General features: G+C 73.3%; 22 protein-coding genes. 13 read left to right on the top strand and 9 right to left on the bottom strand.

What is annotated here, in order from left to right:
* The first annotated feature begins 69 nt into the window (after positions 1-69).
* The 3 genes from COUCH_RS27265 to COUCH_RS27255 all read left to right on the top strand — a co-directional run bounded on the left by COUCH_RS27265 (position 70) and on the right by COUCH_RS27255 (position 3,673).
* Entirely contained in the window at positions 70-960 is an 891-nt protein-coding gene (locus tag COUCH_RS27265; protein WP_249608067.1) for a LysR family transcriptional regulator, read from the top strand.
* A 77-nt stretch (positions 961-1,037) separates the two neighbouring features.
* A complete protein-coding gene (locus tag COUCH_RS27260) occupies positions 1,038-2,183 on the top strand; it encodes an SGNH/GDSL hydrolase family protein (protein ID WP_249608066.1) in 1,146 nt (381 codons plus the stop codon).
* A gap of 11 nt (positions 2,184-2,194) precedes the next feature.
* Complete coding sequence (locus tag COUCH_RS27255) at positions 2,195-3,673, top strand: FAD-dependent oxidoreductase (RefSeq protein ID WP_249608065.1); 1,479 nt, start codon at positions 2,195-2,197, stop codon at positions 3,671-3,673.
* On the opposite strand, the gene COUCH_RS27250 is transcribed toward COUCH_RS27255, so the two are convergent.
* From COUCH_RS27250 to COUCH_RS27240, 3 genes are all read right to left on the bottom strand, one after another.
* Positions 3,652-6,000 (bottom strand): glycoside hydrolase family 65 protein, encoded by a 2,349-nt coding sequence (locus COUCH_RS27250; protein ID WP_249608064.1) that lies wholly within the window; start codon positions 5,998-6,000, stop codon positions 3,652-3,654. The two genes, COUCH_RS27255 and COUCH_RS27250, sit on opposite strands and share 22 nt — an antisense overlap.
* A gap of 55 nt (positions 6,001-6,055) precedes the next feature.
* A complete protein-coding gene (locus COUCH_RS27245) occupies positions 6,056-6,523 on the bottom strand; it encodes a CBS domain-containing protein (protein ID WP_249608063.1) in 468 nt (155 codons plus the stop codon).
* A 118-nt stretch (positions 6,524-6,641) separates the two neighbouring features.
* On the bottom strand, positions 6,642-7,130 hold the full coding sequence (locus tag COUCH_RS27240) for a MarR family winged helix-turn-helix transcriptional regulator (protein WP_249608062.1): 489 nt from the start codon (positions 7,128-7,130) through the stop codon (positions 6,642-6,644).
* A gap of 91 nt (positions 7,131-7,221) precedes the next feature.
* Between COUCH_RS27240 and COUCH_RS27235 the strand changes: the two genes are divergently transcribed.
* The 8 genes from COUCH_RS27235 to mnhG all read left to right on the top strand — a co-directional run bounded on the left by COUCH_RS27235 (position 7,222) and on the right by mnhG (position 14,110).
* A complete protein-coding gene (locus COUCH_RS27235) occupies positions 7,222-7,692 on the top strand; it encodes a general stress protein (protein WP_249608061.1) in 471 nt (156 codons plus the stop codon).
* 49 nt (positions 7,693-7,741) lie between these two features.
* Entirely contained in the window at positions 7,742-7,951 is a 210-nt protein-coding gene (locus COUCH_RS27230; protein WP_249608060.1) for a potassium transporter TrkA, read from the top strand.
* Between the two features lie 102 nt (positions 7,952-8,053).
* Entirely contained in the window at positions 8,054-10,885 is a 2,832-nt protein-coding gene (locus COUCH_RS27225) for a Na+/H+ antiporter subunit A (RefSeq protein ID WP_249608059.1), read from the top strand.
* Positions 10,886-10,970: 85 nt separating this feature from the next.
* The gene (locus tag COUCH_RS27220; RefSeq protein ID WP_249608058.1) at positions 10,971-11,405 is read left to right on the top strand and encodes a Na(+)/H(+) antiporter subunit C; all 435 of its coding nucleotides are present in this window, start codon (positions 10,971-10,973) and stop codon (positions 11,403-11,405) included.
* Positions 11,402-12,919 carry a Na+/H+ antiporter subunit D gene (locus COUCH_RS27215; protein ID WP_249608057.1) on the top strand — a complete coding sequence of 506 codons (1,518 nt, stop codon included), beginning with the start codon at positions 11,402-11,404 and terminating at the stop codon, positions 12,917-12,919. The genes COUCH_RS27220 and COUCH_RS27215 overlap by 4 nt, the downstream gene beginning before the upstream one ends.
* Positions 12,916-13,494 (top strand): Na+/H+ antiporter subunit E, encoded by a 579-nt coding sequence (locus COUCH_RS27210; RefSeq protein ID WP_249608056.1) that lies wholly within the window; start codon positions 12,916-12,918, stop codon positions 13,492-13,494. Before COUCH_RS27215 ends, COUCH_RS27210 begins: the two co-directional genes overlap by 4 nt.
* The gene (locus tag COUCH_RS27205; RefSeq protein ID WP_249608055.1) at positions 13,491-13,751 is read left to right on the top strand and encodes a monovalent cation/H+ antiporter complex subunit F; all 261 of its coding nucleotides are present in this window, start codon (positions 13,491-13,493) and stop codon (positions 13,749-13,751) included. The genes COUCH_RS27210 and COUCH_RS27205 overlap by 4 nt, the downstream gene beginning before the upstream one ends.
* Positions 13,748-14,110, top strand: coding sequence for a monovalent cation/H(+) antiporter subunit G (mnhG, locus tag COUCH_RS27200; protein ID WP_249608054.1), 363 nt, complete (start codon positions 13,748-13,750; stop codon positions 14,108-14,110). Before COUCH_RS27205 ends, mnhG begins: the two co-directional genes overlap by 4 nt.
* An 18-nt stretch (positions 14,111-14,128) precedes the next feature.
* Here the strand turns inward: mnhG and COUCH_RS27195 are convergent, their stop codons facing one another.
* The 3 genes from COUCH_RS27195 to COUCH_RS27185 form a co-directional block, all read right to left on the bottom strand.
* The gene (locus COUCH_RS27195) at positions 14,129-14,464 is read right to left on the bottom strand and encodes a TraR/DksA family transcriptional regulator (protein WP_249608053.1); all 336 of its coding nucleotides are present in this window, start codon (positions 14,462-14,464) and stop codon (positions 14,129-14,131) included.
* Positions 14,465-14,505: 41 nt separating this feature from the next.
* Positions 14,506-15,279, bottom strand: a complete 774-nt coding sequence (locus tag COUCH_RS27190) for a rod shape-determining protein (RefSeq protein ID WP_249608052.1) — start codon at positions 15,277-15,279, stop codon at positions 14,506-14,508.
* An 83-nt stretch (positions 15,280-15,362) separates the two neighbouring features.
* On the bottom strand, positions 15,363-15,767 hold the full coding sequence (locus COUCH_RS27185; RefSeq protein WP_249608051.1) for a BON domain-containing protein: 405 nt from the start codon (positions 15,765-15,767) through the stop codon (positions 15,363-15,365).
* A 245-nt stretch (positions 15,768-16,012) separates the two neighbouring features.
* Between COUCH_RS27185 and COUCH_RS27180 the strand changes: the two genes are divergently transcribed.
* The gene (locus COUCH_RS27180; RefSeq protein WP_249608050.1) at positions 16,013-16,858 is read left to right on the top strand and encodes an SMP-30/gluconolactonase/LRE family protein; all 846 of its coding nucleotides are present in this window, start codon (positions 16,013-16,015) and stop codon (positions 16,856-16,858) included.
* A gap of 56 nt (positions 16,859-16,914) precedes the next feature.
* Here COUCH_RS27180 and COUCH_RS27175 read toward each other — a convergent pair whose 3' ends face one another.
* Together COUCH_RS27175 and COUCH_RS27170 are read right to left on the bottom strand one after the other, a co-directional pair.
* On the bottom strand, positions 16,915-17,385 hold the full coding sequence (locus COUCH_RS27175) for an SRPBCC family protein (RefSeq protein WP_249608049.1): 471 nt from the start codon (positions 17,383-17,385) through the stop codon (positions 16,915-16,917).
* 41 nt (positions 17,386-17,426) lie between these two features.
* Entirely contained in the window at positions 17,427-18,092 is a 666-nt protein-coding gene (locus tag COUCH_RS27170) for a TetR/AcrR family transcriptional regulator (RefSeq protein ID WP_249608048.1), read from the bottom strand.
* Positions 18,093-18,198: 106 nt separating this feature from the next.
* On the opposite strand from COUCH_RS27170, the gene COUCH_RS27165 reads away from it, so the two are divergent.
* Positions 18,199-19,128 (top strand): SDR family NAD(P)-dependent oxidoreductase, encoded by a 930-nt coding sequence (locus COUCH_RS27165; protein ID WP_249608047.1) that lies wholly within the window; start codon positions 18,199-18,201, stop codon positions 19,126-19,128.
* On the opposite strand, the gene COUCH_RS27160 is transcribed toward COUCH_RS27165, so the two are convergent.
* Complete coding sequence (locus tag COUCH_RS27160) at positions 19,091-20,014, bottom strand: phosphotransferase family protein (protein WP_249608046.1); 924 nt, start codon at positions 20,012-20,014, stop codon at positions 19,091-19,093. The two genes, COUCH_RS27165 and COUCH_RS27160, sit on opposite strands and share 38 nt — an antisense overlap.
* Positions 20,015-20,083: the final 69 nt, after the last annotated feature.

Genomic DNA, 20,083 nt, shown 5'->3' with positions numbered 1-20,083 from the left:
GCAGCCTGCTGCGGGGCCGACTGTGAAGACAAGACGCGAACCACTCCACCAATGGTGTAGTCACACCTTATGGATCTGCACCACCTGCGCCTGCTCAGGGAACTCGGCGATCGGGGAAGCCTCGCCGCGGTCGCCCGGGCGATGCACATCACCCCGTCGGCGGTGTCCCAGCAGCTGCGCTCGCTGCAGCGCTCGGCGCGGGTGCCGCTGACCGAGCGCCGCGGCCGCCGCCTCGTGCTGACCGGGGCGGGCCGGTCCCTGGCCGCCGCGGCGATCGAGGTCTCCACCGCGCTCGACCGCGCCGGCCGGGCCGTGGACGCCTACCTCGACGACCCCGCCGCGCCGGTCACGGTTGCTGCCTTCCACAGCGCCGGGCTGACCTACTTCGGCCCACTGCTCGCCCGGGCCGGCCTGCCGCCGGTGCGGTGCTCGGACGAGGACGTCGCCCAGGTCCGCTTCCCCGGGCTGGCCGCCGACTACGACCTGGTGCTGGCGCACCGTCTGGCGCACAGCCCGCCCTGGCCGGCCGACCGGCTCACGGTCGTGCCGCTCGTCCACGAGCCGCTGTACGTCGCGATGCCCGCGGGTCACCGGCTGGCTGCGAAGACGACGCTCACCGCCGGCGACGTCGCGGGGGAGGCGTGGCTCTGCGTCCACGAGGGTTTCCCGCTGGAGGGCGTCCTGACGGCGATCGCGGCAGCCGCCGGCCGGCCCCTCGAGATCGTCCACCGGGTCAACGACTTCACCGTCGCGGCCGCGATCGTGGCGGCGGGCGGCGGGCTCGCGTTGCTGCCCGGCTACACCGGCCGTCCCGATCCGGGCGTGGTGCTGCGCCCGCTGGCCGACCTGCCGGCCGGGCGGCACATCGACGTGCTCGCCCGTCCGGAGAGCCTGCACCGCGCCGCCGTGCGTACGGTGCTCAGCGCGCTGCGCGAGATAGCGGCGTCGTCTGTGCCATGAGCCGTGCCGGCACGGTGTGGGTCACGTGTCGGCGCCCTGTCCGCCTCCTGTCAGCGCCGGGCCCCACTGTCCGGAGCATGACTGCATTCGAAGACGCCGGCTGGGTCCGTACCTGGGGTACTTCCCCGCAGGTCACCGACGCCGCGTTCGCCGACGTGACGCTGCGCCAGGAGCTCCGCGTCAGTGGCGGCGGGCGCCGGGTACGGGTACGCCTCAGCAACGAGCACGGGATCGAGCCGCTCACGATCGGCGCCGCCCGACTGGGCCTCGCCGGGCCCGGCGGCGGTGTCCAGGCGGGCACCGACCGCGAGCTGACCTTCGGCGGCCGGGCAGCCGCCACCGTCCCGGCGGGAGCGCCGCTCGTCAGCGATCCGGTGGACCTGCCGCTCGCCGACCTCACCCGGCTGTCCATCGACCTGTACCTGCCCGGGAAGGTCGCCGCCTGCACCGGCCACGACATGCCGCTCGACGTGGGCTGGGCGATCCCGGGCAACGCGGTGGCCGCCCCGGCCCTGCCCCCGCACGCCGCACCGCTGACGGCCCGGGCCCTGATCTCGGCGGTCGAGGTGCTGGCCGGCGGCTCCGCCAGGACCGTCGTGGCGCTGGGTGACTCCCGGGTCGACGGCGCCGGTTCGACCGTGGGGGCCGCGCGCAGCTGGCCGGACCGGCTGGCCGAGCGCGGGCTCTACGTGTCCAACCAGGGCATCAGCGGCAACCGGCTGCTCAACGACGGGCTCGGCGCCTCCGGTCTGGCCCGCTTCGACCGCGATGTGCTGGCGACGCCCGGACTCGGCTGCGTGGTGGTGTCCATCGGCGCCAACGACCTCGCCATCTCGTTCGCGCCTCGCGACGACGGGCCGCTTGCCGATTTCCTCGCGATGTTCCCGGGCGCGCCGGTGACGGCGGACGACGTCATCGCCGGCCTGCGCCAGCTGATCGCCCGGGCGCACGACCGCGGGGTCGCGATCCACGCCGCGACCATCGCGCCGTACGAGGGCCACGACATCTACACCCCGGAGGGCGACGCCGCGCGCCGGGCGGTCAACGACTGGATCCGTACCGGCGGGGAGTTCGACGCGGTGCTCGACTTCGACGCCGTCTGGCGCGACCCGGCCCGGCCCCGCCGGATCCGCGACGACCTGCACGCGGGGGATCACCTGCACGGCAACGACGCCGGCTACCGGGCCCTGGCCGACTCCATCGACGTGTCCCTGTTCGGATGAGGAGAGCTGTCATGCATGACGTCGTGATCGTGGGCGGCGGCCCGGTCGGCCTGTTCCTGGCCTGCGAGCTCCGGCTCGCCGGCTGCGAGGTGGTGGTGCTCGAACGGCAGCCGCAGCCGGACACCCCGTGGAAAGCCCTGCCGCTGGGGATGCGCGGCCTCAACGCCGGTTCGGTGGAGGCGTTCTACCGGCGCGGGATGCTGTCCGCTCTGGGCGTCGAGGACGATCCGCACACCTCCCCGCGAGGCCTGAGCCACGTCGCCGGGATGACCATGGACCACACGAAGGTCACCCTGACGACGCTGCCGACGCCGGCGCTGGAGGGCGTACGGACCAGCCTCGAGGAGGTCGAGACCGTGCTGTCGGAGCGGGCGGACAAGCTCGGCGTACGGATCGAGCGGGGAGTGGTCGTCGACGCGCTCGCGCAGGACGACGACGCCGTCGTGGCGAGGGCGGGGGAGCGGGTGTACCGGGCTCGCTGGCTCGTCGGCTGCGACGGTGGCCGCAGCGCCGTGCGCGGACTGGCCGGCTTCGAGTTCGCCGGGACCGGGCCGCAGCTCACCGGGTACACCGCGCTCACCACGATCGCCGACCCGGAGAAGCTGAACCTGGGATTCACCGTCACGCCGCAGGGGATGTACCTGCGCACGCCGATCGGGGGCCACATCGGCCTGCTGGACTTCGACGGCGGCGCGTACGACCGGTCGCAGCCGCCCACCCGGGAGCACCTGCAAGCGGTGCTGCGCCGGATCTCCGGCACCGACGTGACGCTGACCGGCGTCCACCTCGCCTCGACCTTCACCGATCGGGCGATGCAGGCGACGACGTACCGGCGGGGCCGGGTACTGCTGGCCGGCGACGCCGCGCACATCCACTCACCGCTGGGCGGGCAGGGGCTGAACCTCGGCATCGGCGACGCGATGAACCTGGGCTGGAAGCTGGCCGCGACGGTGCACGGGTACGCACCCGGCGGCCTGCTGGACACGTACACCACCGAGCGTCATCCGGTCGGCGCCCGCATCCTCGACTGGTCGCGTGCCCAGGTGGCGGTCATGCGGCCGGGCGAGAACGCCCCGGCGCTGCAGGGCGTGCTCCGGGATCTGCTCGCGACCGGGGACGGCACGACGTACGTGTTCGAGCGGGTGTCCGGCCTGTGCAACCGCTACGACGTGGGCAGCGGGCACCCGCTGGCCGGCCGGGACGCCCCGGACTTCAGCCTGGAGGACGGCACCCGCCTGGGCGAGCTGCTGCAGGAGGGACGCGGCGTCCTGCTCGACTTCCGTGGCGCGCTGGAGCAGGCCGCGCGGGGCTGGACGGGCCGGATCCGCCGTGTGGCCGGGCCGGCGCGGGACGACCTGGGGCTCGACGCGGTGCTCGTCCGGCCGGACGGCGTCGTGGCCTGGGCCGGCGAGCCGGGGGAGTTCGAACGCGCTGCCGGTCGCTGGTTCGGTGAGCCGGAGGCGGCCCGTCAGGTCGCGCTCGGCGCGTAGCCCGGAGGCTGCTCGGGCTGGGGCAGCAACGGCTTCAGCGCGACGACGGGCCGCTGCACGGAACCGCCGGCGGCCAGGTCGACGGTCTCGTCGTAGAGCCGGATCCGCATCGTCGCGCCGGAGTCGTCGCGCAGGCTCACCCGTACGGTGTCCTGACCGGCCTCGACGAGCAGCCGGACGCCGCTGTGCCGCAGGCGGAACCGCAGCGCGGTGATGTCCTCGGGCAGCCGGGGCGCCAGCGCGAGCAGGCCGTGGTGCTCGCGCAGGCCGCCGAAGCCCTCGACGACCGCCGACCAGGCCCCGGCCAGCGAGGCCATGTGCAGGCCGTCGCGGGTGTTGTCGTGCAGGTCGCGCAGGTCGACCAGGGCCGCCTCCCGGGCGTAGTCGTGGGCGAGCTGCAGGTGGCCGACCTCGGCGCACATCACCGCTTGCGTGCAGGCGGACAGGGAGGAGTCGCGTACGGTGATCCGCTCGTAGTAGTCGACGTTGCGGGCCTTCTGCTCGGCGGTGAACTCCTCCGGGCACCAGTGCATCGCGAGCACCAGGTCGGCCTGCTTGACCACCTGCCGCCGGTAGAGCTGGAAGTACGGCGCGTGCAGCATCAGCGGCTGGTCCGGTCGCTCGGCGGCGAAGTCCCACGGGGCGTACCGGGTGAAGCCGGTGGACTGCTCGTGCACGCCGAGCCGCTCGTTGTACGGCACGTGCACCGCGTCGGCGGCGGTCTGCCACGCCCGTGTCTCGTCCGCCCCGACGCCGAGCCGGGCGGCCGCCTCCGGCCGGCGCTCGCAGGCGGCGACGGCCGCGCGCAGGTTGCGTGCGGCCATGAGGTTGGTGAAGAGGTTGTCGTCGGCCACCGCGCTGTACTCGTCCGGGCCCGTGACGCCGTCGACGTGCCAGACGCCGTCGGCGTCGTGGTGCCCGTGCGAGATCCACAGCCGGGCGGTCTCGACCAGGATCTCGAGGCCGCACTCCGCCTCGAGCTCCTCGTCGCCGGTGACGTCGCGGTAGCGATCGGCGGCGCGCGCGATGACGGCGTTGAGATGCAGCGCCGCGGTGCCCGCCGGCCAGTACGCCGAGCACTCCTCGCCGTGGATCGTGCGCCACGGGAACGCCGCGCCGGCGAGGCCCAGCGTACGGGCCCGGTGGCGGGCCTGGTCGAGGATGCTGTGCCGCCACCGCAGCACGTCGGCGGCGGCGTGCGGGGCGATGTACGTCAGCAGGGGCAGCACGAAGCCCTCGGTGTCCCAGAACGCGTGCCCGTCGTACCCGGGCCCGGTCAGGCCCTTGGCGCCGATGGCCCGCCGCTCGGCCCGGGCGCCGGCCTGCAGCACGTGGAACAGGCCGAAGCGGACGGCCTGCTGCAGCACGGGGTCACCGTCGATCTCGACGTCGGCGGCGTCCCAGAAGTCGTCGAGGTACGCGCGCTGCTGGGCGGCCAGGCCGTCCCAGCCGGCGTACCGCGCGCCGTTGAGCGCCCCGGCCACCTGGTCGCGCAGCGCCTGGGGCGAGCGCGTCGAGCTCCAGGCGTACCCGAGGAACTTGGTGATCCGCAGGCGCTCGCCGGGGCGCAGCACGGTGACCACCGTGGTGCGGGCCCAGTCGCCGCGGACGTCGGTCTCCTCGTCGTAGTCGCCGGGCGCCTCGACGACGTGGTCCATGCCGGCGCCCATCAGCAGCCGGCTGACCCGGGTGCGGTGCAGCAGCACCGCGCCGTGCTGCTCGGTGTCCTGGGCCACCGCCTCGAGCGGGCGGTCCAGTGCCGCGGCGACCCGCGGATCGGTGGACTCCTGCGGTTGCTCCTCGTTGGCGACCAGCCCCGACTGCACGGTGATCCGCACCTCGTCGTCGACGGCCTCGACCTCGTAGTCGACGGCGGCGACCGCCCGCTGGGTGAACGACACGAGCCGCGAGCTGCGGATCCGCACCCGGCGCCCGGCCGGGGACTCCCAGTCCACGCTGCGCCGCAGTACGCCGTCGCGCAGGTCCAGGACCCGTTCGTGGGCCAGCAGGCGGCCGTGCGCCACGTGGAACGGCTCGTCGTCGACCATCAGCCGGATGAGCTTGCCGTCGGTGACGTTCACGACGGTCTGGCCCTGCTCCGGGTAGCCGTAGCCACCCTCCGGGTACGGCAGCGGCCGCTGCTCGTAGAACGAGTTGAGGTACGTGCCCGCGATGACGTGCGGTTCGCCCTCGTCGAGGTTGGCGCGCAGCCCGATGTGCCCGTTGGCGAGGGCGAGCACGGACTCCGTCTGCGCCAGCCGGTCCGGGTCGAGGGCAGGCTCGCGGACCTGCCACGGCTCGACGGGGAACAGGGCGTCGCCGATCATGCGGGCACCTCGCTGGTCACAGCCATGCCCCTGATGTGTCCGGCGTCCGCGCCGGTCAAACGTGCGTCCCCGCCGCGACGGGCTCGCCGGAGCGGCCGAGGACCCGGAGCAGGTCGGCGGCGGCGATGATGCCCACGAGCCGGCGGCGGTGGTCGGTCACCAGCAGCCGATTCACTCCGGCGGTGTGCATGAGCTCGGCGGCCTCCGCGGGGGTCGCCGCGGGCCCGATCGTCACCGGCGGTGCGCTCATCATCTCGCGGGCGGTCGCACGGCTCCAGCCCAGACCGCGCCCCTCGCGGCGCCGCCACGGCAGGCGGCTCCGGGGTCGCTCCTCGTGCCACGTCAGCGCGTCGAGCACGTCGGTACGGGTGAGCACGCCGATCACCACGTCGTACTCGTCCACGACGCCCAGTGCGCTGACGTCATGGGCGGTGAGCATCGCGACCACCTCGGCGGGCGTGGCACCGGTGGGCACGGTGAGCACCTGGTTGGTCATGAGGGTGCGTACGGTCTGCTGCTGCATGGGGCCACCTCCACGTTGGTTGTTGTGACATCACCACAATGGCTCAGCAGCAGGGGTGGCGGCCAGAGTCCCGGCCGGTCGATCCCGCGCCGGGGTCTTGCCGGTGCCCGGCAAGGAGTCAGGCGCGCCGGCGGGTGTGCAGCACGCTCGCGGCCGGCACCAGGGCCAGCTCGCCGGCAAGCCTCGTCATCAGCTCCGCCAGCACGCGCCGGTCGTCGTCGGACCAGCCGTCAAGGGCCCGTTCGAACAGCACCACGCCGCTGTCGTCCGTCTCCCGCAGCCTGCGCCGGCCCTGGTCGGTGACGGTGAGCAGCGCCGCGCGCCGGTCGCCCGGGTCGCCCTCGCGGGTGACGAGGCCGCGGTCCTCGAGGCGCCGCACCTGCGGCGTGACGGTCGATTTGTCGACGCCCTGCCAGGTGGCGAGGTCGGAGCCGCGGACCGGCCCGTGGGTGCTGATCGCGCGCAGCAGCGTGATGTCGTGCATGGACAGCTCCTCCGCGGCGCTGCCCATCAGCAACCGGCGCACGTCGCCGCGTTGCGCCCAGCGCATCAGCCGGGTGAAGGCGGCGTGGATCTGCCCGGCCGGGGAGGTGTCGTCATCGTGCACGGGGCACACCCTACGCTGTCCGTTGGTTTGCACCAACCAACTATGTGGGGTATGGTTTGGTTGTACCAACTATTCGAGGGGAGTGACGGACATGAGCGCCACGGCGACCCTGCAGCACGGCACGGATCGCACGGACGTACACCGCCTGGGCGAGTTCACGACGTATGCCGAGGCCGAACGGATGGTGGACCGGCTCTCCGACGCCCGGTTCCCGGTCGAACGGGTCCGCATCGTCGGCACCGGGCTGCACAGCGTCGAGCAGGTGATGGGCCGCTTCACCGGCGGCCGCGCGACCCTGTTCGGCGCGGCGCTCGGCGCCTGGCTCGGCATGCTCACCGGTCTGGTGCTCGGCCTGTTCCTGCCCGTCGGGTGGCTGATCACCCTGGTCAGCGGCCTGCTCACGGGTGCGGCCGCCGGCGCCGCCCTCGGCTTCCTCACCCACTGGGCCACCGACGGGCGCCGCGACTTCACGAGCACCACCGCGCTGCGCGCCCGGCAGTACGCCGTCGAGGTCGCCGACGCCCACGCCCCGCAGGCCCGGCGCGCCCTGGAGCGCGGCTGAGCCCGTCCTGACCGCGCCTGTCACGCACGTCGAACGCACCGCGCTGCCGATGGTGGGAGTCGCGTACGCCTTCTCCACCGCCGCACGGCAACGCCTCGGCGTCGTGCAGCACCGCGACGGGCGTCGTGACCTCGTCATCTACGACCCCCAGGAGCCGGACAGCGCCCTGCACACCGCCGCGCTGACGGAGAGTGAGGCGAGAACCGTCGCGGAACTGCTCGGCGCGCCGGTCCTCGTCGACCGCTCTGTGCCACGCTGATCGAATTCGAGACATCGCCGCCGCGGCCGGCGGGTTGCCCACCGGGATGCGCGGGTACGTCAGCCGCACCGGGCGCCGTCGCCGGGCAGAGGGGGACTCCGTGTGCTGATCCTGCTGACCGCTCACCTGGCCGCGGCCGTCGCGGCCCCCGGGCTCGTACGCCTGCTCAAGCTTCGAGCCTTCTACGTGCTGGCGGCCGTGCCGGGCGCCGCGCTGGTATGGGCCCTCACCCACACGGCGGCCATGCGCGACGGGCACGCTGTGGCCGAGACGTACCCGTGGGCCGGGCAGCTCGGCCTCGACGTGGCCCTGCGGATGACCTCACTGTCCTGGCTGATGGTGCTGCTCGTCGGCGGTGTGGGGGCGCTCGCGCTGATCTACTGCGCCCGGTACTTCGACGCCGGTGAGCCGGGGCTCGCCCGCTTCGCCGGGGTGTTCGTCGGCTTCGCCGGTGCGATGCTCGGCCTCGTCGTCTCCGACAACCTCATCGTGCTGTACGTCTTCTGGGAACTGACCACCGTCTTCTCGTACCTGCTGATCGGGCACGACGCGGCCGCCCGGGCGAGCCGGCGCGCCGCCCTGCAGGCGCTGATCGTCACCACGCTGGGCGGGTTGGCGATGCTCGTGGGCATCATCATGCTCGGCGAGCACGCCGGCAGCTACCGCTGGTCGCAGGTGGTGTCCGACCTGCCCGGCGGCGGCTACCTGGCCGTCGCCGTGATCCTGCTGCTGCTCGGCGCGCTGTCCAAGTCGGCGATCTTCCCGTTCAGCTTCTGGCTGCCCGCGGCGATGGCCGCCCCGACGCCGGTCAGCGCGTACCTGCACGCCGCCGCGATGGTCAAGGCCGGCGTGTTCCTCGTCGGGCTGCTCGGGCCCGCGCTGGCCGACGCCGGGCCGTGGCGGCCGGTCGTGCTGGCCACGGGCGCGGTCACCATGCTGTTCGGCGGGTGGACCGCGCTGCGTCAGCATGATCTGAAGCTGCTGCTCGCGTACGGGACGGTCAGCCAGCTGGGCCTGCTGGTCGTCGCGCTCGGCGCGGGGTTCCGCGACGCGGCGCTGGCCGGCGCCATGATGCTGCTGGCGCACGCCATGTTCAAGGCCGCGCTGTTCTTCGTGGTCGGCATCATCGACCACGCCGCCGGCACCCGGAACCTGCGCGAGCTCAGCGGTCTGCGACGGTCCGCGCCCGCGGTGTGGGTGGTGGCCCTGCTCGCCGCGCTCTCGATGGCCGGGGTACCGCCGCTGGCCGGGTTCGTCGGCAAGGAAGCCATCATCGACGCGTTCCTCTCCGGCGGCTGGTGGGAGTGGACGGTCCTCGCCGCGGTCGTCGCCGGGTCGATGCTGACGGTCGCGTACACGGTGCGGTTCCTGTGGGGCGCCTTCTTCGACAAGCCCGCCGTCGAGCCGCGTACGGTCCATCGGGTCTCCTGGTCGTTCCTGGGACCGGCGGCGCTGCTGGCCGCGGCCGGGCTCGCGGCCGGGCTGTTCGCGCCCGCGCTCGACCGGCTCCTCGCCGGCTACGCCGACACCTATCCCGACGCCGGCCACTACCACCTCGCGCTGTGGCACGGGGTGACACCCGGGCTGGCCCTGTCCGCGCTGGTCCTGGCCTGCGGCGCGGCGCTGTTCGCGATGACGATGCGGACGCGCTGGTGGCGGCGGGTGCGGCTGCCCGTCGACGGGGCCGGCAGCTACGAGCGGGCCACCGACGGGCTGGGCCGGCTCGCCATCGAGGTCACCGGCGCCACCCAGCGTGGTTCCCTGCCGATCTACCTCGGCACGATCCTGCTGGTCCTGGTCCTGCTCGGCGGCGGTGCCCTGCTGGCCGCCTGGCCGCTGCCCGGCGGGTTCCGGCTGTGGGACAACGCCCTGCAGGTGGTGCCCGCGGCGGTCCTCATCGTCGCCGCCGTGTTCGCGACCCGGGCGCGCCGCCGGCTGGCCGCGGTGGTCCTGGTCGGCGTGACCGGGTACGCCACGGCGATCCTGTTCATCCTGCACGGCGCCCCCGACCTCGCCCTGACCCAGCTGCTCGTCGAGACGTGCACGATGGTCATGTTCGTGCTGGTGCTGCGCCGGCTGCCCGGGCACTTCTCGATCCGCCCGCTGGTCGCCAGCCGCCGGGTGCGGGTGGCCATCGGGATCGCGGTGGGCACGGTGATCTCCGGCCTGGCGTACGCGGCGACCGCGGGCCGGCAGGCCGTCGCGATCTCCACCGGCTTCCCCGAGCCGGCCGTGTCGTACGGCGGCGGGCGCAACGTGGTCAACGTGACGCTGGTCGACATCCGGGCCTGGGACACGATGGGCGAGATCTCGGTGCTGCTGGTGGCCGCGATCGGCGTCGCCGGGCTCGTGTTCGGCGGATCGGGGCGCCTGCTGCACAGCGGCCGGCGCCCGCCGCTGCCCACGCCGCCGCGCGGGCAGGTGTGGCTGATGGCCGGGCACACGCTCGACGCCGGCCTGCGCTCGCCCATCCTCGAGGTGGTCACCCGGCTGGTGTTCCACACGATCGTGCTGTTCTCGATCTACCTGCTGTTCGCCGGTCACAACGCTCCCGGCGGCGGTTTCGCCGGTGGGCTCGTCGTCGGGCTGGCCCTGGTGCTGCGCTACCTGGCCGGCGGCCGGCACGAGCTGGCGGTGGCCGCGCCGGTGGACGCCGGCGCGGTGATGGGCGCCGGGCTGTTCATCGCGCTCGGCACCGGCCTCGCCGGCCTGATCGGCGGTGGCCAGGTGCTGCAGAGCACGCTGCTGGACTGGCATCTGCCGCTGCTGGGCCACGTCCACTTCGTCACGTCGATGGTCTTCGACGTCGGCGTGTACCTCGTCGTCATCGGCGTGGTGCTGAACATCCTGCGCAGCCTCGGCGCGGAGGTCGACCGCCACGAGCAGGTCCAGCGCGCCGAGGAGACGGCCCGCCGGGAGAAGGAGCTGGTATGACCCACTGCACCGAGCTGCGGCGAGCGTTCGCCGCGGGCGGCCGTGACCGTGACGGCCGGAAGGGCACACCGAAGGCAGGTGCGGCATGAGTCCCAACCTGGTGCTGGTGGTCGTCGTCGGGGTGCTGTTCGCCGCCGGTGTCACGCTGCTGCTGGAACGCAACCTGACCCGGGTCATCCTCGGCATCACGATGCTGGGCAACGGGGTGAACCTGCTCATCCTGCTCGGCGGCGCGTACGGCGGCCCGCCCATCGTCGGCGTCACCCCGGAGCCGAAGATGGGCGACCCGCTGACCCAGGCCATGATCCTCACCGCGATCGTCATCACGCTCGGCATGACCGCGTTCCTGCTCGCGATGGCGTACCGCAGCTGGCTGCTGACCGGGCACGACAACGTGCAGGACGACGTGGAGGACCGGCGCATCATGCGGCGCGCGGAGCGCGACGAGGGCCTGGAGGACGAGGACACCGCCGACACCGCCGACACCCCCGAGCTGTCGCGGGACGGGGGGCCGCGATGACCTGGCTCGTCCCGCTCCCGGTGATCATGCCGCTGCTCGGCGCCGCGGTGACGCTGCTGCTGCGCCGGCGCCCGGTGCTGCAACGCGCGGTGAGCGTGCTGGTCCTGTCCGCGACGCTGGTGGTCGCGGTCCTCCTGCTGGCATCCACCGCCACCGGAGCCCCGCTGACCGTCGCCGTCGGCGGCTGGGCGGCGCCGCTGGGCATCGTGCTCGTCGCCGACCGGCTCGCCGCGCTGATGCTGGTGGTGTCCGCCGCGGTGACGCTCTGCGTGCTGGTGTACTCGATCGGGCAGGGCATGGCCGACGGCGACGACGCCGTACCCGTGGCGGTCTACCACCCGGCGTACCTGATCCTCACCGCCGGCGTCACCAACGCGTTCCTCGCCGGCGACCTGTTCAACCTCTACGTCGGCTTCGAGATCCTGCTCGCCGCCAGCTACGTGCTCATCACGATCGGCGCCACCCGCAGCCGCATCCGCACCGGTACGACGTACGTCGTGGTCAGCCTGCTGTCGTCGCTGATCTTCCTGACCGCCATCGGGCTGATCTACGCGGCCACCGGCACGCTGAACCTGGCGCAGCTCGCCGGCCGGCTGGACGCGCTGCCCGACAGCCTCCAGCTGGGGCTGCAGAGCATGCTGCTGCTCGCCTTCGGCATCAAGGCGGCCGTCTTCCCGCTGTCGGCGTGGCTGCCCGACAGCTATCCCACGGCCATCGCGCCCGTCACGGCGGTCTTCGCCGGGCTGCTCACCAAGGTCGGCGTGTACGCGATCATCCGTACCCAGACCCTGCTGTTCCCGGACGGCCCGGCCGGCGGCGTGCTGCTGGTCGCCGCGCTGCTGACGATGATCGTCGGCATTCTCGGCGCGGTGGCGCAGTCCGACATCAAGCGTCTGCTGTCCTTCACGCTGGTCAGCCACATCGGGTACATGCTGTTCGGCATCGGGCTCGCCTCCAGCGCCGGGCTGTCCGGGGCGATCTTCTACGTCGTGCACCACATCGTCGTGCAGACCACGCTGTTCCTCGCCGCGGGGCTCATCGAGCGCCGGGGCGGCACCACGACGCTGGACCGCCTCGGCGGCCTCGCCCGGCTGGCACCGGTGCTCGGGGTGCTGTTCTTCGTGCCCGCCCTGAACCTCGCCGGCATCCCGCCGTTCTCCGGGTTCCTGGGCAAGCTCGGACTGCTGCAGGCCGGGGTGGACGCCGGTGGCACGCTGGCCTGGGTCCTCGTCGCCGGGAGCGTGGTCACCAGCCTGCTGACCCTCTACGCCATCGGCCGCGTGTGGAACCTCGCCTTCTGGCGGACCCCGCACGCCTCGATGCCCGCGGACGGCGGCGCGCGGGCCGGCCGGGCGTTGCCCCGGATGATGGTGGGCGCCACGCTGGCCCTCGTCGTGCTGGGCACCGGGCTGACCGTGGTGTCCGGTCCGCTGTTCGACCTCACCAGCCGGGCCGCCACGGAGCTGCGCGAGCGGCAGCCGTACGTCCACGCCGTCTTCGGGGAGGTGCCATGACCACCGGTTCCTCCGCGGTGCCGCGTGCCCGGTGGCGCGACCGGATCGTCGCCGCCGTCGTGCTCGTCGCCGTGTGGATGCTGCTCTGGGGCGTCTTCTCCTGGGCCAACCTGGCGAGCGGGATCGTCGTCGCGGCCGTCGTGCTGAAGGTCTTCCCGCTCCCGCCGGTCACGTTCGCCGGGCGTCCGCACCCGCTCGGGCTGCTGCGCTTCGCCGTACGGTTCGTCAGCGACCTCGTCCGGGCCAGCGGGCAGCTGGTCGTGCTGGCGTTCCGCCTCGGCCACCAGCCGCGCAGCGCCATCATCCGGGTGCCGTTGCGGGTGCCGTCCGATCTGGTGCTGACGCTGACCGGGGAAGCCGTGTCGCTGGTGCCCGGCAGCCTGATCGTGGACACCGACCAGGCGTCCACCACGCTCTACATCCACGTCATCGGGGTGGCCGACCGCGACGCCGTCGAACGCTTCCGCCGCGAGGTGTACGCCACCGAGGCCCGTATCGTCCGCGCCATCGGCTCCGAGGCCGAGATCGCGATGCTCGACGGTCCGGTCCCGGTCCGCAGAAGGGAACACTCATGACCGTCGTCGGCATCACCGTGTCCGCGCTGCTGTTCGCGGCCGTGTCGCTCGTGCTGGTCCGCATCGTCCGCGGGCCGACCACGCTGGACCGCATCGTCGCCGTCGACGTGCTGCTCGCCATCGTGGTGTGCGCGATCGCCGCCGAGGCCGCCTTCACCCGCGACGCGACATCGCTGCCCGTCCTGGTCGTGCTGTCCGTCCTGGGCTTCATCGGCTCGGTCACCGTCGCCCGGTTCTCCCCGCGGAGCCGGCGATGAGCGTGCAGACCCTCGCGGACATCGTGGCCGGCGCCTGCCTCGTCTCGGGCGCGGTGCTCAGCCTCGCGGCCGGCGTCGGCCTGCTGCGCTTCCCCGACCTGCTGTCCCGCATGCACGCGGCGACCAAGCCCCAGGTGCTCGGGCTGCTGCTGATCCTCGCGGGCGCGGCGGTACGGCTGCACAACGTCATCGACGTCACGACGCTGGTCCTGGTCGGCGTCTTCCAGCTGGTCACCGCGCCGGTCGCCGCGCACATGGTGGGCCGGGCGGTCTACCGGGCCGGGCAGGCGCGCGCCGACCTGCTCATCGTCGACGAGCTGCGCGAGCAGCGTACGGACGACGGGTCGCCTGCGCGCTGACCGGCCGGCCCGGCGCGATCAGGAGGACTGCTCGCAGGCGCCGCAGAGGCTCGCGGAGGGCACGCTGCGCAGCCGGCCCAGCGGGATCGGCCGCTCGCAGGCGCCGCAGACGCCGTACGTTCCCTCGGCCATGCGGCGCAGGGCGGCGGCCGTGTCGGCGATGCGCTGCCGGGCGGCGGCGGTGAGCAGCTCGAGGGCGTGCGCGTCGTAGCCGCCGTGCCCGGGCATGCGGGCGTACACGGTGAGCTGCGTCAGCCGCGCGGTCTGCACCGCGAAGTCCTCCTCGAGCATGCTCCGCAGCAACTCCATCGGCTCGGGCGACAGTGGGGCCGGACGGTGCAACGTGCTGGTCATGATGCCTCCGGTCGATGAGCTTCGCGGTGAGGTGCGGCGGATCAGCCGCCCACGGGGTGACGGGCCAGCGACATCGCGGCCAGACCGGCGCCGTTGAGCGCCGCGGTGCGAGGGGCGGCGGCGCGGTGCACGCGTACGCGCAACGCGCCCGACACGGTGGAGGCGAGCGCCGGATGCAGGGCGCCGTCACCCACCAGCAGCAGGCCGCGCGCCATCGCGGTCAGCACGTGAGAAGCGTCGGCGCCGGTACGCAGCTCGTCGACGTGGCCGACGACGGCGTCGCCGAGCAGCTCGACGGTGGCGCCCCGGCTGAGGTCCCGGGTGCCGATCTCGGACCGGCGTGCGGCGACGACCCGGCCGTCGCTGAGCAACGCGACCTCGGTCAGCTCGGCGCCGACGTCGACGACGAGCAGGGTGCCCGCGGCCGCGCCCGAGCCGATCGCGGCGGCGCGGACCGCGTCGACGAACATGATCCGGGCCGGCGCGAACACGGTGTCGAGCACCTGGCGGGTCGCCGCCTGGTCCGCCTCGGAAGCCAGCACCGGCCGGCATGCCACGATCACCGCGCCGGCCGGAACCGGCTGGGGGTAGCGGCGCACGAGCTGGGTGAGCACGTCGACGCAGCCGTCGACGTCCACGACGCGGCCCCGGCGTACCAGCGTGCCGGCCGGGGCGGACGGATCGCCGCACGGCCCGCTGACGGTGCCGCGGTGCGCCGCCCACACGCCCGCGGTGCGGCTGCCCAGGTCGACGGCCACTGCCGCCGCGACTGCCCGGCCGCGGGACGCCGTGCGCGGCATCGATGTCACGCCCATGCCGGTTTCCCTCGCTTCCCAGAAGGTCGGACCTTTGATGGTCGCTCACGGCGCGCCGACCGGCAGGGGCTGCGGCCGGTCAATTACGCGCCTGCTCGTTGCCGACGATCGGCAAAGAAGCGCCGGCGCCGGGGGCCGCTCCGGTGCCCGGGCGGGAACGGGTCGGCGCTGAACGGGTGGGTGCGGTGCACCTTCGAGCGGACCAGCTCGGTGTCGTCGAACTCGTACCGCAGGTCGTCGACGACGGCGGTCACCCCGGGCACGGCGGCGGCGAGGCGGCCGGCGATGGCGGCGGTGGACCGTCGGCCCACGTCACCGGTGAGCACCACCGTGCCGCCGATCGTGTGGGCCTGCACCTGCTCGGGGTGGATCCACAGCCGGCGGCGCAGCACCCCGGCAACCTCGCGGCTGATCCCGGCGGCCCGGCCCCGCGGCGCGCCGGTCCCGGCGGTCCCGTCGCGCGTCGCGACGTCGGCCTGGCAAGTCATGTCGGTGTCCTTCCCGGGCTGCGGTGCGGCCCGTGCTCGACGGCGTTTCGGTCACGTCAAGCGTCGCCGATGTGTCACCGTCCGACTACGGTGGGCAGCGGCCATGGTGGGTCCCCGGGGTTGCCGACGGTCGGCAACCGCCCGTTCGAGGCACGCGCGGGACCGGGGAATCCCCGCAGACCTCCGGTCGTCCGATCCACCGGCATAATCGGTACGGGACGTCGTCCGAGGTCAGGAGGACCGGCATGCGCGTCGAGCAGGTGACCGACCCGATCGTCTACCACGGTGAGGGCCCGGTGTGGTATCCGGGCTGGGGCGGGCTGCGGTTCGTGGACATGCTGGCCGGCGACATCATGACGCTGGGCCCCGGCGGCTCTGTCGAGCGCCGTCACGTCGCGTCCGTCGCCGCGGCGGTCCGCCCGCGACGGGGCGGCGGCGCGGTGATCGGGGTGGAGCGCGGCTTCGCCCTCGAGGCGCCGGACGGGACCGTGACGACGTTGCCGCCGCTGTGGAGTGATCCCGGCGTACGGATGAACGAGGGCGGCTGCGACCCGGACGGCCGCTTCTACTGCGGGTCGATGGCCTACGACCAGACGCCCGGGGCGGCGTCGGTCTACCGGCTCGACCCGGACGGCTCCGTCCAGGTGGTGCTCGACGGCGTGACGGTCTCCAACGGTCTGGAGTGGAGCCCCGACGGAAGCCGGGCCTACTACAACGACACGGCGACATCGGCCATCTCGGTGTTCGACTACGACCCGGCGACCGGGCTCACCCACCGGCGGACGTTCGCGGAGCTACCGGACGGCGGCCGTCCGGACGGCCTGACCGTCGACGCGGACGGCGGCGTGTGGACCGCGGTCTCCAACGGCGGCGCCGTCTACCGGTACGGCCCCGGCGGGGTGCTCGAGGACAAGCTCGAGGTGCCGGCCCGCAAGGTGACCGCCTGCACCTTCGGCGGCGAACGCCTCGACCAGCTGTTCATCACCACGTCGCAGGAGAACATCGACACCCGCGAGGACCCGCTGGCCGGGGCATTGTTCCGCGCGGACGTCGGCGTCACGGGAAAGCCGGTCCGCCCCTTCGCCGGCTGAGCCCGCCGGCTGAGCCCGCCGGCTGAGCCCGCCGGCTGAGCCCGCCGGTACCCTGCTCACCGGCCGCGGCCGGCCGTCTCCGCGAGACGCTTGACATGCGCCGCGCGCCGCTTCAGCAGCCGTTTCAGGTACGGCGCGAGCACCGCCCGCGCCACCACCGCACCCACCGGCCCGAACGGCGCGCGGATCGTCATACGGTCGGTCATCCGGGTACGCCCGTCCCCGAGATCCTCGAAACGGTGCTCGTGACGCATGGCGCGGAACGGTCCCCGCGTCTGTTCGTCCACGAAACGATACGGACGCTCGTACGCCGAGATCCGGCTCGTCATCCGCCAGCGAAGGCCGAAATGCCGGGCCCGGAACGTGACCTCGTCGCCGAGAACGAGCCGCCGGCGGCCGGTGGCCGTGGTCGCCGTTTCCCGGCTCCCGGCCAGGGAGTCGGCATGCACGTCGACGTCGAGCTCCAGGTCGAAGACGGCGGCGGGGGCGGCGTCGATCAGGGAGACGACTTCGATCACGGCCGGCACGGGAGCAGCCTAACGCCGGCCGATCCGCGCAGCGCTGCAGGTCAGTCGCGGGGGAGTACGCCCAGGAGGGTGGCTCTCAGGGCCAGCTCCAGCGATTCCTTCAGCTCCAGGTGGAAACGGGCCAGGTCCGGTTCCGCCGCGTACGCCGCCTGCAGGCTCGGTGGGGGAGTGCTGTACGCCGACAGCGCGCCCGCCATCACCATGGTCTGCAGGCTGAACAGGGTGGCGTTGTCGCCGAGCTCCGGCAGGTGTTCCTGGATCAGCGCGGTCATGGTGGTCAGGCGGTTCAGCGACGCGCGTTTGTAGCGGGCGACGACCTCGACCGAGACGTTGTGTTCCAGCACGCTGCCCTGGGCGCCGAAGAGGTCGCACAGCACCGTCCGGCTCGCCAGGGAACGGCTGAGGATGCCGGCCACCGCTGCGGCTCGGTCGGCCATCGGGTGGTTGTCGTCGATGCCGGCGGCCATGTCGCCCGCGAGTTCGGTCAGCCACTCCCGCAGGAAGCGGTCCAGCAGTTCGAGCAGCACCGCCTCGCGGGACTCGAAGTAGCGCAGCACGTTCGGCTTCGCCAGGCCCGCGCGGCGGCTGAGCTCGTTCAGGGTCACCGCGGCCACGGGCATCTCGTCGAGCATCGCCGCCGCCGTGTCGAGGATGGCCCGCCGACGGATCTCCCGCTGCTCCTCGGTTCGCGCGCGCTGGAATGTCACGCCCGCCAGCCTAACTTACGTACCTCCGGTACGTTGACATCGTACCGGGAGTACTTTAACGTCGACGGCACAAGATACCTTCGGTACGTTAAATGGGGAGCCGGGCATGACCGAGAACTGGACGACGGCGAGCATTCCGGACCAGCATGGGCGGGTGGCCGTGGTGACCGGCGCCAACACCGGGCTGGGGTACGAGACGGCCAAGGCGCTCGCCGAACGGGGAGCCGCCGTGGTGCTCGCCGTCCGCGACGTCGAGAAGGGCGCCCGGGCCGCGGCCGGCATCGCGGGCGACGTCACCGTGCAGGCGCTGGACCTGACCTCGCTCGACTCCGTCCGTGCCGCGGCGGCGGCGCTGCGGTCCCGTCTCGGCCGCATCGACCTGCTGATCAACAACGCCGGCGTGATGTACACGCCGAAGCAGACCACGCGGGACGGCTTCGAGCTGCAGTTCGGCACCAACCACCTCGGACACTTCGCGCTCACCGGGCTGCTGCTCGACCTGATGCTGCCGGTGACCGGCTCGCGCGTGGTGACGGTCAGCAGCACCGGGCACCGCATCCGGGCCGCGATCCACTTCGATGACCTGCAGTGGGAGCGGTCGTACAGCCGGGTCGGCGCGTACGGTCAGTCCAAGCTGGCCAACCTGATGTTCACGTACGAGCTGCAGCGCCGACTCGCCCCGCACGGCACCACCGTCGCGATGGCCGCGCACCCCGGCGTCTCCAGCACCGAACTCGCCCGCTACACGCCGGCTGCTCTGCGGCTCCCGCTCACCTGGCTCGCGCCGCTGATCACCCAGACGCCGGCGATGGGCGCCCTGCCGTCCCTGCGCGCCGCCACCGACCCCGCCGCGCTGGGCGGCCAGTACTACGGTCCCGGCGGACGCTTCGAGGTCAAGGGTCACCCGCGGCTGGTCACCTCCAGCCCGGACTCGTACGAGGTCGCCGTCCAGCAGCGGCTGTGGGCCGTCTCCGAAGAACTCACCGGAGTGAGCTTCCTCAGCCGCTCAGGTCTTGCAGCTCCGGAAGTCGGCTGAACAACTCGGGGAGCCCGCGCACGCCGTTGAGCACGGCCTCGTGTGACAGCGCGAGGCCGGGGCCGGCGCCGGCGTCGACACCGGCGAGGCAGCGCAGGAGATTCCATCTCGTGTGCCCCAGCCAGCCGCCGACCAGGAACACGAACCAGTTCGGCCCCCACGGCGGCAGGGTTCCGCCGCCCGCGGCGTAGCCGTCGAGGACCGTACGGAAGATGGCGGGCCGGATGTCGTCGAAGCCCGGTCCCTTCGCGAGGCTCAGCGCGGTCGAGCCGAGCTCACCGGAGAGGTCGAGCAGCCCCGACAGCTCCCAGTCGAGCACCACCGGCCGGCCCTCCCGGGAGAGCAGATTCCACGGCTGGACGTCGCGGTGGGTCAGCACCACCGGCCCCGGGCGCTCGCAGGTCTCGACGAAGCGGGAGATCGCGAGAAACGTCCCGACCTGCGAGGCGAGCTCGCCGGCCCACGGCTGCCCGGTGACCGCGGCCCGTTCGGCGAGCTCCGGCCAGTCCCACGACACCGGCTCCTCCGCCGGCCCGTGCGGCCACGCGACGTCGAGCGCATGGATGCGCGCGAGGATCTCACCGACCTCGAACGCGTACGCCGGCGACACCGGCGCCTCGGGCAGCTTCTCGCCCTCGACCCACCGGTGGACGAGCACACCCGGCCCGGCCGAGATCGGCTCGGGCATCGGAACGCCGGCGGCGAAGGCGGCCCGCTCGAAACGGAACACGTCCGCGGCATGGTAGGCCGAGCGGCGATCGAGGAGGTTCACCTCCTTGACCGCGAACGACCCCCGGTCGGTGTCGAGCCGGTACATCCGGTTGGCGTACCCGCCGTGCACCCGGACCATGGCACCGATCGGCGTGCCGAGCTGGGAAAGGTCCATCCGACGCAATCTAGGGCCGGCAGCCGGCCGGTGCACCCGCTTTGATCCGCGCGTCCGTCAGTTCCGGGG

Origin of the sequence: Couchioplanes caeruleus, assembly GCF_023499255.1 — a bacterium.
Classification (GTDB): domain Bacteria; phylum Actinomycetota; class Actinomycetes; order Mycobacteriales; family Micromonosporaceae; genus Actinoplanes; species Actinoplanes caeruleus_A.
Note: the sequence above shows the minus strand (reverse complement) of the source record. Positions and strands in the feature narration are given on the sequence as shown.